Origin of the sequence: Pseudomonas sp. BF-R-30 (genome assembly GCF_019956175.1) — a bacterium.
Lineage (GTDB): Bacteria > Pseudomonadota > Gammaproteobacteria > Pseudomonadales > Pseudomonadaceae > Aquipseudomonas > Aquipseudomonas jessenii.
In genome coordinates this window covers 206,620-219,525 of sequence record NZ_JAHBDE010000074.1, presented here as the reverse complement: position 1 = coordinate 219,525, position 12,906 = coordinate 206,620, and the positions used below count along the sequence as shown (strand labels likewise).

Annotated in this window: 11 protein-coding genes; 7 read left to right on the top strand and 4 right to left on the bottom strand. The window is 59.4% G+C overall.

Features of this window, described 5'->3' with window-relative positions:
* The first annotated feature begins 107 nt into the window (after positions 1-107).
* Positions 108-584: a bacterioferritin gene (gene bfr, locus KGB20_RS26730; protein WP_057713432.1), complete on the top strand. Its 477-nt coding sequence runs from the start codon at positions 108-110 to the stop codon at positions 582-584.
* Positions 585-783: 199 nt separating this feature from the next.
* Here bfr and grxD read toward each other — a convergent pair whose 3' ends face one another.
* Complete coding sequence (grxD, locus tag KGB20_RS26725) at positions 784-1,125, bottom strand: Grx4 family monothiol glutaredoxin (protein ID WP_150814674.1); 342 nt, start codon at positions 1,123-1,125, stop codon at positions 784-786.
* Between the two features lie 97 nt (positions 1,126-1,222).
* On the bottom strand, positions 1,223-3,331 hold the full coding sequence (locus KGB20_RS26720) for a molybdopterin oxidoreductase family protein (protein ID WP_154860465.1): 2,109 nt from the start codon (positions 3,329-3,331) through the stop codon (positions 1,223-1,225).
* Positions 3,332-3,905: 574 nt separating this feature from the next.
* Here KGB20_RS26720 and argF point away from each other — a divergent pair.
* Together argF and KGB20_RS26710 are read left to right on the top strand one after the other, a co-directional pair.
* Positions 3,906-4,826, top strand: coding sequence for an ornithine carbamoyltransferase (gene argF / locus KGB20_RS26715; RefSeq protein ID WP_057713430.1), 921 nt, complete (start codon positions 3,906-3,908; stop codon positions 4,824-4,826).
* On the top strand, positions 4,823-5,932 hold the full coding sequence (locus tag KGB20_RS26710) for an ABC transporter ATP-binding protein (RefSeq protein WP_154860466.1): 1,110 nt from the start codon (positions 4,823-4,825) through the stop codon (positions 5,930-5,932). Before argF ends, KGB20_RS26710 begins: the two co-directional genes overlap by 4 nt.
* 116 nt (positions 5,933-6,048) lie before the next feature.
* Here the strand turns inward: KGB20_RS26710 and KGB20_RS26705 are convergent, their stop codons facing one another.
* Both KGB20_RS26705 and ybaK read right to left on the bottom strand, forming a co-directional pair.
* Positions 6,049-6,831, bottom strand: coding sequence for a PhzF family phenazine biosynthesis protein (locus KGB20_RS26705; RefSeq protein ID WP_154860467.1), 783 nt, complete (start codon positions 6,829-6,831; stop codon positions 6,049-6,051).
* Positions 6,832-6,940: 109 nt separating this feature from the next.
* On the bottom strand, positions 6,941-7,411 hold the full coding sequence (gene ybaK, locus KGB20_RS26700) for a Cys-tRNA(Pro) deacylase (protein WP_057713427.1): 471 nt from the start codon (positions 7,409-7,411) through the stop codon (positions 6,941-6,943).
* Between the two features lie 347 nt (positions 7,412-7,758).
* On the opposite strand from ybaK, the gene KGB20_RS26695 reads away from it, so the two are divergent.
* From KGB20_RS26695 to glpD, 4 genes are all read left to right on the top strand, one after another.
* Positions 7,759-8,610, top strand: coding sequence for an MIP/aquaporin family protein (locus KGB20_RS26695; protein ID WP_090457548.1), 852 nt, complete (start codon positions 7,759-7,761; stop codon positions 8,608-8,610).
* A 74-nt stretch (positions 8,611-8,684) separates the two neighbouring features.
* Positions 8,685-10,190, top strand: coding sequence for a glycerol kinase GlpK (gene glpK / locus KGB20_RS26690; RefSeq protein ID WP_154860468.1), 1,506 nt, complete (start codon positions 8,685-8,687; stop codon positions 10,188-10,190).
* Between the two features lie 95 nt (positions 10,191-10,285).
* A complete protein-coding gene (locus KGB20_RS26685) occupies positions 10,286-11,041 on the top strand; it encodes a DeoR/GlpR family transcriptional regulator (protein ID WP_007971301.1) in 756 nt (251 codons plus the stop codon).
* 321 nt (positions 11,042-11,362) lie between these two features.
* The gene (glpD, locus tag KGB20_RS26680; protein WP_154860469.1) at positions 11,363-12,901 is read left to right on the top strand and encodes a glycerol-3-phosphate dehydrogenase; all 1,539 of its coding nucleotides are present in this window, start codon (positions 11,363-11,365) and stop codon (positions 12,899-12,901) included.
* Positions 12,902-12,906: the final 5 nt, after the last annotated feature.

Genomic DNA, 12,906 nt, shown 5'->3' with positions numbered 1-12,906 from the left:
TATTCCGATTAATTTTCATTTAAGTTTCAATAACTTAGGTTTGACACTATTAAGTACGAGGCTCAAACTCTGCTCTATTGACAGCTAATACAGGGCAGGACCCCATCATGAAAGGCGACGTTACAGTCATCCAGCATCTCAACAAGATCCTCGCCAATGAGCTGGTCGCGATCAATCAATACTTCCTGCATGCGCGCATGTATGAAGATTGGGGCCTGAACAAGCTCGGCAAGCACGAGTACCACGAATCCATCGACGAGATGAAGCACGCGGACAAGCTGATCAAGCGCATCCTGTTCCTTGAAGGCCTGCCGAATGTCCAGGACCTGGGCAAGCTGCACATTGGCGAGCACACCAAGGAAATGCTTGAGTGTGACCTGCGTATCGAGAAAACCGGCCATGCCGATCTCAAAGTGGCTATCGCGCATTGCGAAAAAGTTGGCGACTTCGGTAGCCGTGAACTGCTTGAAGATATCCTCGAGTCCGAAGAAGAACATATCGACTGGCTGGAAACCCAACTGGGCCTGATCGATAAAGTAGGCCTTGAGAACTATCTGCAATCACAGATGGGCGAAGACGAGTAACTTCTACGCCATTAATCTCGATGCAATAAAAAGCCCCGCCCTCTTTCGAGTGGCGGGGCTTTTTATTGCCTGCTCTTGTAGGAGCGAGCTTGCTCCGGGCGGCGTTCCGACGATGGTCGTTAACGATAACGCTGGGAGCCTGACACCCAGCGGCGTTCTTTAGTCCATCGCGAGCGAGCTCGCCCCTACAGGAAGCGAATCAGGCTTCGGACTTTGGAGCAGCAGCCTTGGCGGCGGCGTCCTTGATCAGGCTCTGCAGCGAACCGTCAGCAGCCATTTCAGTCATGATGTCGCTACCGCCGACCAGTTCACCGGCAACCCACAGCTGTGGGAAGGTTGGCCAGTTGGCGTATTTTGGCAGGTTGGCGCGGATTTCCGGGTTCTGCAGGATGTCCACGTACGCAAACTTTTCGCCACACGCCATCACGGCCTGCGCGGCTTTCGCGGAGAAGCCGCACTGCGGGGCATTCGGCGAGCCTTTCATGTAAAGCAGAATGGTGTTGTTGGCAATCTGCTCTTTAATCGTTTCGATGATATCCATGGAGCACCTCGGCTGAACTTTCCGACTCATGGGTCGGCACGGTGGCGCATTGTAACGGAAAGCCGAGCGCCCTGCTCGGTCTCTCCGTCTGACTGATTCAAGCCGCCACCACGATCACCGGCACACCATTGAGCGCGGCATTTCCCGACAGTTCGTCAATCTGGCGTTCGTCGGTCAGGTCGTTGGCGCTGGAGCCCGGCTGGCTGCTGGCAATCGACATTTGCACGCCCGGCCGCGCATGCCCCCAGCCGTGAGGCAGGCTGACCACGCCTTTCATCATGTCCAGACTGCCAAGCACTTCGACTTCGATCACACCCACCCGTGAACTGACCCGAACGCGCTGTCCGTCGCTGAGCCCGCGACCGGCCAGGTCGTCCGGATGCATCAGCAACTGGTGACGTGGCTTGCCCTTTACCAACCGATGATAGTTATGCATCCATGAATTGTTGCTGCGTACATGCCGGCGGCCAATCATCAACAACTCGTCGGCGGCCGGCGCCTTCAAGGCTGCAAAGCGCGCCAGGTCAGCGAGAATCGCCGCAGGCGCGGCCTGGATGCGTTGATTGGCAGTCTTCAGGCGTGGGGTCAGGTTAGGCTTGAGCGCGCCCAGATCGACGCCATGGGGATGATCGAACAAAGTCGCCAGCGACAGCTTGTGCTCTGAATTGTCGCCGTACATTCCCATGCGCAAGCCGCGATCGATCATTTGCGCAGGGGCGATGGTGGGCTTCAGCTCTTTGCCGGTCCTGACGGCAAATGCCTTGGCCAGGCCGACGAAAATCTCCCAGTCGTGCAATGCACCTTGGGGTTTGGCGAGGATGGCGCGGTTGAAACGGCTGACGTTGCGCACCGCGAACAGGTTGAACGTGGTGTCGTAATGGTCGTTTTCCAGCGCCGATGTGGACGGCAGGATCAGGTCGGCGTAACGCGTGGTTTCATTGATGTACAGGTCGATACTGACCATGAACTCCAGACCGTCCAGCGCCTGTTCGAGTTGTCGGCCATTGGGTGTGGACAACACCGGATTGCCCGCCACGGTGATCAGCGCGCGGACTTGCCCTTCCCCTTCAGTGAGCATCTCTTCGGCCAGCGCCGAGACAGGTAGTTCTCCGGCGTACTCCGGGCGCCCGGAAACCCGGCTCTGCCACAGATTGAAATGCCCGCCCGAGGTCGACGCCACCAGGTCCACTGCTGGCTCGGTGCACAAGGCACCACCCACGCGATCGAGATTGCCGGTGACCAGATTGATCAACTGCACCACCCAATGGCACAGAGTACCGAAGGCCTGGGTCGAGACGCCCATGCGGCCATAGCAGACTGCACTCGGTGCCGCGGCGAAGTCCCGCGCCAACTGGCGGATCTGTTCGGCCGGTACGGCGCACAACGGACTCATGGCCTCGGCAGTGAACGGTGCGACAGCCTCCCGTACGTCCTCCAGGCCGTCCACCGGCAGATGGCTGTCGCGGGTCAGACCTTCAGCGAACAAGGTATTGAGCAGGCCGAACAACAGCGCTGCATCACCGCCCGGGCGTACGAACAGATGCTGGTCGGCAATCGCCGCCGTTTCACTACGGCGCGGATCGACCACCACCACCTTGCCACCCCGGGCCTGTATCGCCTTCAAGCGTTTCTCCACATCCGGCACGGTCATGATGCTGCCGTTCGAAGCCAGTGGATTGCCGCCCAGGATCAGCATGAAATCGGTGTGGTCGATGTCCGGGATCGGCAGCAGCAGACCGTGGCCGTACATCAAATGACTGGTCAGGTGATGGGGCAATTGATCGACCGACGTTGCGGAAAACCGGTTGCGGGTTTTCAACAGGCCGAGGAAGTAATTGCTGTGGGTCATCAACCCGTAATTGTGCACGCTCGGGTTGCCCTGATAGACCGCCACGGCGTTTTGCCCGTGACGTTCCTGAATGGCGGCGAGGCGTTCGGCGACCAGATTGAATGCCGCTTGCCACTCGATGGGCTGCCATTCATTGCCCACCCGCTGCATCGGCTGATGCAGGCGATCCGGATCGTTCTGAATGTCTTGCAACGCCACGGCCTTGGGGCAGATGTGCCCACGACTGAACGTATCCTGGGGGTCGCCCTTGATCGAAGTGATCTGGACGTTACCGCCTTCGCCCCTGGTGGTTTCGATGGTCAGGCCACAGATGGCTTCGCACAAATGGCACGCACGGTGATGGAGAGTCTTGGTCATGGCCAGTCTCTGTCTTGTTATGGGCGGGCAACGTAGGCCGCGGAAACAAAACTATGGCGCCAGAGCCGACGACACGCCAGCGACGTTCGTCTTGTGAATCGAGGGTTATCAGGCCAGCCGATGGCCGTCCGAGTTCAGTTCGAAGGCAGCCTGGGCGGCACCTGCAACTGAATTTCCTGAAGGGTTTCAATCGGTCCGTGGGGGCCATGCGCGCCGGTCTGCTCGCCGATCGGGCGCCAGTGCCCATCAAGCCCGGCGCTGATGAATGACAAGTCAAAAACCGACTGTCAGCGCACCATTGCCGCCGCGCCTGATTGCCAAGCCCCGAGGGGCCGGTGTACAAATGAACCGCCGCTATCAGGAAACAGGCTTCAAAAGCGCTACCTCGGTAAACCCGTAGCACCTCTGAAACTCCCTAAAAACTGTAGCCCTATTGGTAAGACGCGACATTTAATTATAAGATCGCGCCTTCCCCTATTTCGTCGCCCCGTGCGGCTTACGCCGCAGGTCTCGCCCGTTGTTCCGTTAAACAAGGCTTTGAGCATCTGCGGTTTGTAGCAAAAGGTAGTCAATGATGAGCGCAAGGCACTTTCTCTCCCTGATGGATTGCACGCCCGAAGAGCTGGTCAGCGTGATCCGTCGAGGCGTTGAGCTCAAGGACCTGCGTAACCGCGGCGTACTGTTCGAGCCTCTGAAAAACCGCGTCCTGGGAATGATTTTCGAGAAATCCTCGACCCGTACCCGGATCTCCTTCGAGGCCGGCATGATCCAGCTCGGCGGGCAGGCGATCTTCCTGTCGCCACGTGACACCCAACTGGGTCGTGGCGAGCCGATCGGCGACTGCGCCATCGTCATGTCGAGCATGCTCGATGCAGTGATGATCCGTACCTTTGCCCACAGCAACCTGACCGAATTCGCCGCCAACTCCCGCGTACCGGTGATCAATGGCCTGTCCGATGACCTGCACCCGTGCCAGTTGCTGGCCGACATGCAGACCTTCCTCGAACATCGCGGCTCCATCCAGGGCAAGACCGTGGCCTGGATTGGCGACGGCAACAACATGTGCAACAGCTATATAGAAGCGGCGATCCAGTTCGACTTCCAGTTGCGCGTAGCCTGCCCGGAAGGCTATGAACCCAACCCGGTGTTCCTGGCCAAGGCCGGCGATCGGGTCACCATCGTTCGCGATCCGAAGGAAGCCGTGCGTGGTGCACATCTGGTGAGCACCGACGTCTGGACCTCCATGGGCCAGGAAGAGGAAACCGCCAAGCGTCTGCAACTGTTCGCGCCGTATCAGGTCAACCGCGCCCTGCTCGACCTGGCCGCTGAAGACGTGCTGTTCATGCACTGCCTGCCAGCGCACCGCGGCGAGGAAATCAGCATCGACCTGCTCGATGACAAGCGCTCGGTGGCCTGGGATCAAGCCGAAAACCGTCTGCACGCGCAAAAAGCCCTGCTCGAGTTCCTCGTCGAACCGGCGTATCACCACGCATGAGCCAGCCATTACTGCTTAACCTGCGCAACCTCGCCTGCGGCTATCAAGACCAGCGCGTGGTGCAGAACCTCAACCTGCACCTGAACGCAGGCGACATCGGTTGCCTGCTGGGCTCGTCGGGCTGCGGCAAGACCACCACCCTGCGGGCGATCGCCGGTTTCGAACCGGTGCACGAAGGCGAAATCCAGCTGGCTGGCGAGACCATCTCCAGCGCCGGCTTCACCCTTGCGCCGGAGAAACGTCGCATCGGCATGGTGTTCCAGGACTACGCGCTGTTTCCGCATTTGAGCGTGGCCGACAACATCGCCTTCGGCATTCGCAAGCATCCGCAAAAGGATCGCGTGACCGAAGAGCTGCTGGAACTGGTCAACCTGAAGAATCTCGGCAAGCGTTTCCCCCACGAGCTTTCAGGAGGTCAGCAGCAACGTGTCGCACTGGCCCGTGCCCTGGCGCCGGAACCGCAACTGCTGTTGCTCGACGAACCCTTCTCCAACCTTGATGGCGAATTGCGCCGCAAGCTCAGCCATGAAGTACGCGACATCCTCAAGGCCCGTGGCACCAGCGCGATTCTGGTGACTCACGACCAGGAAGAAGCCTTCGCGGTGAGCGACCACGTTGGTGTGTTCAAGGAAGGTCGCCTGGAACAGTGGGATACGCCCTACAACCTGTATCACGAACCCCTGACACCTTTTGTCGCGAGTTTCATCGGCCAGGGCTATTTCATTCGCGGTCAGTTGAGCAGCCCAGAATCGGTGCAAACCGAACTGGGTGAGTTGCGCGGCAATCGGGCCTACACCTGGCCGGTAGGCGGCGCCGTGGACGTGTTGCTGCGCCCGGACGATATCGTCTATGCCCCGGACAGCGCACTGAGGGCGCGAATTGCCGGCAAGACATTCCTGGGTGCATCGACCCTGTATCGCTTGCAACTGCCGACAGGCGCACAGCTGGAGTCGATTTTCCCGAGCCATGTCGATCGTCAGGTTGGGGCGGATGTGGGTATTCGTGTCGCGGCTGAACACCTGGTGCTGTTCCAGGCGTCCGGCAGCACGGCGGCGCAGATTCCTGCGGCTGAATCAGGTGTCCGGCGCTACAGCACGGCCAACTGATAAACATGGACTAAATGTGGGAGCGGGCTTGCTCGCGAAGGCGGAGTGTCAGTCGATGATGATGTTAACTGACTGTCCGCCTTCGCGAGCAAGCCCGCTCCCACAATGGGTTTGCGTTATCCCAGCATCAGCGTGCCACTGGCAACCAGGGTCGCATTGCCGCCGATCCTCACCCGATCGCCTTCCAGTTGGCAGAACAATTCCCCGCCCCGCGCCGAACACTGAAAAGCCGTCAAGCTCGACTTGGCCAAACGCTTTGACCAGTACGGAATCAGCAGGCAATGGGTCGATCCGGTCACCGGGTCTTCATTGATGCCGATTGCCGGGGCGAAGTAGCGGGAAACGAAATCGTGCTGCTCGCCCCGCGCCGTCACGATGGCACCCAGCCATGGCAGTTTCGCCAGGGCCACCATGTCCGGTTTGCAGTCGAGCACGGCTTGCTCCGACTCCAGCACCACGAACAGCTCATTTGAAGCCAGTACCTCAACAGCCTTCACGCCCAGTGCACGCTCGATGTCCGAGATCACGTTCACCGGCGATGCAGTAATCGCCGGGAAATCCAGCCACAGCCGCCCACCTTCACGGGTCACGCCCAACGGGCCGGATTTGCAGGTGAAGTCCAGTCGCTCGACGGGCTCCTTATAAATCTCGAACAGCACATGAGCGCTAGCCAGCGTCGCGTGACCGCACAATGGCACCTCAGTGGTCGGCGTAAACCAACGGATGTGCCAGCCCTGCCCTTCACGCACGACAAACGCCGTTTCGGCGAGGTTGTGTTCGGCGGCAATCTTTTGCATCAACTCATCGGCGAGCCAGGTGTCGAGCCGATAGACCATCGCCGGATTGCCGCTAAATGGCTGATTGCTGAACGCGTCGACCTGATGAAACTCCAGTTGCATAACCTTCTCCCTTTGTCAGACCACAAAGCATGCCGCGCTGGCTCAGCCGGCACCAGTGACAGAGCAGGCTGATTTTCACCATACAGCGCTGCGCGGACTCCGATGATGTTCACGCACGGCCGATATCGGCAAATCTGGCCTGGGTGTGCTCGGCCAGCACCGCCGGTGCCAGTTCGACTTCCAGTCCACGCCGCCCCGCACTGACAAAAATGCTGGCGAAGGGCTGGGCCGAATTATCAATGAAGGTACGCAAGCGCTTTTTCTGCCCCAGCGGACTGATCCCGCCCAACAGATAGCCGGTAGAGCGCTGCGCTGCCGCCGGGTCGGCCATTTCGACCTTCTTCACGCCCGCGGCGTGGGCCAGCCCTTTCAAGTCCAGGCTGCCGACAACCGGCACCACGGCCACCAGCAACTCGCCCTTTTCACTGGCCGCCAGCAAGGTCTTGAACACCTGCGCCGGATCGAGCCCGAGTTTTTCCGCCGCTTCCAACCCGTAGGAGGCGGCCTTGGGGTCATGTTCGTAACTGTGTACGCGATGTTCGGCCCGAACCTTTTTCAACAAATCCAATGCGGGGGTCATGACAGCTCCAGACTGGGCGGCAGAAGAAAAATACTGCGCCCGATTCTAGGACATTGATCATTAAAAGGCTCTACAGCGGCGCATTCATGACGCCATTGCCTGGCAACCCCATTCCTCAACAACCCGGTCATTCATACAGCGAATAGTTTCTTTGTGACCAATGGTTCACTTTCGACCTTTGACAGCAGCGTTTCTTGTCTATATTTTTTCGTTTATGAAACTGTACGAAACGTCCTACCGCTGCACCCAGCAGTAAACCGCGACCAGGACGGGGATCCTGCCTCGGCGAAAACCGCGCTCCGACCATGATGGAAAAAGCGCCAGACAACAAAAAAAATGAGGTTTCAATGACAACTGCTTTACAACAACCGTCGCTCTCGAGCCAATGCATGGCCGAGTTTCTGGGTACGGCGCTGCTGATCTTTTTTGGTACAGGTTGCGTTGCCGCGCTCAAGGTCGCGGGTGCCAGTTTTGGCTTGTGGGAAATCAGCATTATCTGGGGCGTCGGCGTCAGCATGGCGATCTACCTTACCGCTGGGGTTTCCGGGGCTCATCTGAACCCTGCCGTCAGCATTGCCCTGAGCATTTTCGCGGACTTCGAAAAACGTAAATTGCCTTTCTACATACTCGCCCAGGTGGCGGGAGCCTTCTGTGGAGCGCTGTTGGTTTACACGCTCTACAGCAATCTATTCTTCGAATTCGAACAAACGCACCATATGGTTCGCGGCACTCAAGCCAGCCTCGAATTGGCCTCCGTGTTCTCCACCTTCCCGAACCCGGTGCTGACCACCGCCCAGGCATTTCTGGTCGAGGTGATCATCACGGCCATCCTGATGGGCGTGATCATGTCCCTGACCGATGACAACAATGGCCTGCCCAAAGGCCCGCTGGCACCGCTGCTGATCGGCCTGTTGATTGCGGTGATCGGTAGCTCGATGGGACCACTGACCGGTTTTGCCATGAACCCGGCGCGGGACTTCGGCCCTAAACTGATGACTTTCTTCGCTGGCTGGGGTGAAATTTCCTTCACTGGCGGACGCGATATCCCGTATTTCCTGATTCCTGTTTTTGCACCGATTGTCGGTGCCTGCCTCGGTGCTGCCGCCTATCGCGGGCTGATTGCCCGCCATCTGCCCAGCGCCGTACCTGCTACAAAGGATGCAACAGCTGCCATTGACGGCAAACCCAGAACTTCTTGATACCGTTGGCGCGTGCCCCTGCCCCTTGATCGCGCGCCAGACCTCACTCCCTTATTTCGTCCAAGGCAATCGACATGACCGACACACAGAATAAGAACTACATCATTGCCCTCGATCAGGGTACGACCAGCTCCCGCGCGATCATTTTCGACCGCGACGCGAACGTGGTCTGCACCGCCCAACGGGAGTTCGCACAGCATTACCCGCAAGCCGGCTGGGTCGAACACGATCCGATGGAAATCTTCGCTACCCAAAGCGCCGTGATGGTCGAGGCCCTGGCACAAGCCGGCCTGCACCACGACCAGGTGGCGGCCATCGGCATCACCAACCAGCGCGAAACCACCGTGGTCTGGGACAAGAACACCGGCCGCCCGATCTACAACGCCATCGTCTGGCAGTGCCGACGCAGCACCGAGATCTGCCAGCAGCTCAAGCGCGATGGCCACGAGCAATACATCAGCGACACCACCGGCCTGGTCACCGACCCGTACTTCTCCGGCACCAAGCTCAAGTGGATCCTCGACAACGTCGAAGGCAGCCGCGAGCGCGCGCGCAACGGTGAGCTGTTGTTCGGCACCGTCGACAGCTGGCTGATCTGGAAATTCACCGGTGGCAAGGTGCATGTCACCGACTACACCAACGCTTCGCGCACCATGCTCTTCAACATCCACACGCTGGAGTGGGACGCGAAGATGCTGGAGGTCCTCGACATCCCTTGTGAGATGCTCCCGGAAGTCAAATCGTCGTCCGAAATCTACGGTCACACCAAAAGCGGCATCGCCATCGGCGGCATCGCTGGCGACCAGCAAGCCGCCCTGTTCGGCCAGATGTGCGTCGAGCCAGGCCAGGCGAAAAACACCTACGGCACTGGCTGCTTCCTGTTGATGAACACCGGCGACAAAGCCGTCAAGTCCCAACACGGCATGCTCACCACCATCGCCTGCGGCCCACGTGGCGAAGTGGCCTACGCGCTGGAAGGCGCAGTGTTCAACGGCGGCTCCACCGTGCAATGGCTGCGTGACGAACTGAAGATCATCAACGACGCCCACGACACCGAATACTTCGCCAACAAGGTCAAAGACAGCAACGGTGTGTACCTGGTGCCGGCCTTCACCGGTCTTGGTGCTCCCTACTGGGACCCGTACGCCCGTGGCGCCTTGTTCGGCCTGACCCGCGGCGTACGCGTAGATCACATCATTCGCGCAGCGCTGGAATCGATTGCCTACCAGACTCGCGACGTGCTCGACGCCATGCAACAGGACTCCGGCGAACGCCTCAAGGCCCTGCGCGTGGACGGCGGCGCGGTGGCGAACAATTTCCTGATGCAGTTCCAGGCCGACATCCTCGGCACGCAGGTCGAGCGTCCGCAAATGCGCGAAACCACGGCTCTGGGTGCGGCTTACCTGGCAGGCCTGGCCTGCGGCTTCTGGGGCAGCCTGGAAGAGTTGCGTGGCAAGGCAGTGATCGAACGCAAGTTCGAGCCGACGCTAGATGAAACGGCGAAGGAAAAACTCTACGCGGGGTGGAAAAAAGCGGTCAGCCGTACCCGCGATTGGGCGGCTGAAGACGAGACTGAATAAGCCAAGACGCAGGCTCGTATCTGTATGTAACTGGTCGGGAGCAGATTCCTGCGGCATCATGGGCAAATTTTGCACGGCAGCCCAAAGGACGCCCCATGAATCTGCCTCCCCGCCAGCAGCAAATCCTCGAACTGGTCCGCGAACGCGGCTATGTCAGCATCGAGGAAATGGCCACGCTGTTCGTAGTTACCCCGCAGACCATTCGCCGCGACATCAATCAGCTCGCGGAAGCCAATTTGTTGCGTCGCTACCACGGCGGCGCGGCTTACGACTCCAGCGTTGAAAACACCGCCTACGCCATGCGCGCCGATCAGATGCGCGATGAAAAACAGCGTATCGGCGAAGCCATTGCCGCGCAGATTCCCGACCATGCCTCGTTGTTCATCAACATCGGCACGACCACCGAATCCATTGCCCGGGCACTGCTCAACCACAGTCACCTGAAGATCATCACCAACAACCTGCACGTCGCCTCCATGCTCAGCGCCAAGGACGATTTCGATGTCCTGCTCACTGGCGGCAACGTGCGGCGCGATGGTGGCGTGGTGGGTCAGGCCAGTGTCGACTTCATCAATCAGTTCAAGGTCGATTTCGCCCTGGTCGGCATCAGCGGCATCGATGAAGACGGCAGCCTGTTGGACTTCGACTATCAGGAAGTGCGGGTATCCCAGGCGATCATCGCCAATGCCCGGCAGGTGATCCTCGCGGCCGACTCCAGCAAGTTCGGGCGCAACGCCATGATTCGCCTGGGGCCGATCAGCCTGGTCGATTGCCTGGTCACCGATCAGCAACCCTCCCCGGCGCTGGCGCAGTTGTTGAACCAGCACAAGGTTCGCCTGGAAGTGGTTTAACCCCCCTCCTTCCCCTGTGGCGAGGGGGCTTGCCCCCGTTGGGCTGCGAAGCGGCCCTAAAACCATTCAGCCGAGTTCAGACAGGCACATTCATAGCCCCAACCTGCGACGGCTTCGCCGTCGAACGGGGGCAAGCCCCCTCGCCACAAAAGCAGCCTGCAACCTTTCAATGTTCGTAAATTTTCCTTTAATGGCCCTTCGATGAGTATTTTCAATCGAAGCTGACTGGCTGTGGGCGTCTTTATGGGCTAGTATTTTCGCAAATGAACATTAATGTTCGAATTCAAATACAAAACATCAAAGAATTCCGAGGCCGAGCCGATGCCCACTTCCACCTTGCCTACGCCCCCTCTCGCCGAGGTCTACGATATCGCCGTCATCGGTGGCGGGATCAATGGCGTGGGGATCGCAGCGGACGCCGCCGGACGCGGTCTCTCGGTGTTCCTTTGTGAAAAGGATGACCTGGCCAGCCATACCTCGTCGGCCAGCAGCAAGCTGATTCACGGTGGCCTGCGCTACCTCGAACATTACGAGTTCCGCCTGGTGCGTGAGGCCCTGGCTGAACGCGAAGTGTTGTTGGCCAAGGCGCCGCACATCGTCAAGCAAATGCGATTCGTGTTGCCGCACCGCCCACACCTGCGCCCGGCATGGATGATTCGCGCCGGTCTGTTCCTCTATGACAACCTGGGCAAGCGCGAGCAACTGCAAGGTTCGAAAAGCCTGAAGTTCGGCCCCGACAGCGCGCTCAAAAGCGAAATCACCAAGGGCTTCGAATACTCCGACTGCTGGGTCGACGACGCCCGCCTGGTGGTGTTGAACGCCATGGCCGCCCGGGAAAAAGGCGCCCACGTTCACACCCAGACCCGCTGCGTCAGCGCACGTCGCACCAAGGGCCTGTGGCACCTGCACCTGGAGCGCGCCGATGGCAGCCTGTTTTCGATCCGCGCCAAGGCATTGGTCAATGCGGCCGGGCCCTGGGTCGCCAGGTTCATTCGCGATGACCTGAAGATGGAATCGCCTTACGGCATCCGCCTGATCCAGGGCAGCCACCTGATCGTGCCGAAACTGTACGAAGGCGAACACGCGCACATCCTGCAAAACGAAGATCAGCGTATCGTGTTCACCATTCCGTACCTGAATCACTTCACCCTGATCGGCACCACCGACCGCGAGTACACCGGCGATCCGGCGAAGGTGGCAATTACCGACGGCGAAACCGATTACCTGTTGAACGTGGTCAACGCCCATTTCAAAAAGCAAATCAGCCGCGAGGACATCCTGCACAGCTATTCCGGTGTGCGCCCGCTGTGCAACGACGAATCCGACAACCCGTCGGCCGTGACCCGCGATTACACCCTGGCGCTGTCTGGCACTGGCGAAGAGGCTCCGTTGCTGTCGGTGTTCGGCGGCAAGCTCACCACCTATCGCAAACTGGCCGAGTCGGCGCTGGCGCAACTGGCACCCTACTTCAAGCACATCCAGCCAAGCTGGACCGCAAGCGCCACACTGCCGGGCGGTGAAGACATGACCACCCCGCAGGCCTTGAGCTCACGTATCCGCGACAAATTCGACTGGCTACCAAGCGAGATCGCTCGTCGCTGGGCCACCTCCTACGGCAGCCGTACCTGGCGCATGCTCGAAGGCGTACAGGACATCAGCGATATGGGCGAGCACATCGGCGGCGGTCTCTACACCCGCGAGGTCGATTACCTGTGCAGTGAAGAATGGGCCACTACCGCACACGATATTCTTTGGCGGCGCAGCAAGCTCGGCTTGTTCACCACAGCCGCGGAGCAGGAAAAACTCAAGGAATACCTGAACAAGGTCGAGCAAAACCGCAACAAGATCGAAGCGGCCTGACCACG

Excerpts from the sequence above, each read along its gene's own strand:
- KGB20_RS26705 (WP_154860467.1), bottom strand. The coding sequence starts at position 6,831 with ATGCAACTGGAGTTTCATCAGGTCGACGCGTTCAGCAATCAGCCATTT.
- KGB20_RS26685 (WP_007971301.1), top strand. The coding sequence starts at position 10,286 with ATGAATCTGCCTCCCCGCCAGCAGCAAATCCTCGAACTGGTCCGCGAA.
- bfr (WP_057713432.1), top strand. The coding sequence starts at position 108 with ATGAAAGGCGACGTTACAGTCATCCAGCATCTCAACAAGATCCTCGCC.
- grxD (WP_150814674.1), bottom strand. The coding sequence starts at position 1,125 with ATGGATATCATCGAAACGATTAAAGAGCAGATTGCCAACAACACCATT.
- ybaK (WP_057713427.1), bottom strand. The coding sequence starts at position 7,411 with ATGACCCCCGCATTGGATTTGTTGAAAAAGGTTCGGGCCGAACATCGC.
- KGB20_RS26710 (WP_154860466.1), top strand. The coding sequence starts at position 4,823 with ATGAGCCAGCCATTACTGCTTAACCTGCGCAACCTCGCCTGCGGCTAT.
- glpD (WP_154860469.1), top strand. The coding sequence starts at position 11,363 with ATGCCCACTTCCACCTTGCCTACGCCCCCTCTCGCCGAGGTCTACGAT.
- KGB20_RS26720 (WP_154860465.1), bottom strand. The coding sequence starts at position 3,331 with ATGACCAAGACTCTCCATCACCGTGCGTGCCATTTGTGCGAAGCCATC.
- glpK (WP_154860468.1), top strand. The coding sequence starts at position 8,685 with ATGACCGACACACAGAATAAGAACTACATCATTGCCCTCGATCAGGGT.
- KGB20_RS26695 (WP_090457548.1), top strand. The coding sequence starts at position 7,759 with ATGACAACTGCTTTACAACAACCGTCGCTCTCGAGCCAATGCATGGCC.
- argF (WP_057713430.1), top strand. The coding sequence starts at position 3,906 with ATGAGCGCAAGGCACTTTCTCTCCCTGATGGATTGCACGCCCGAAGAG.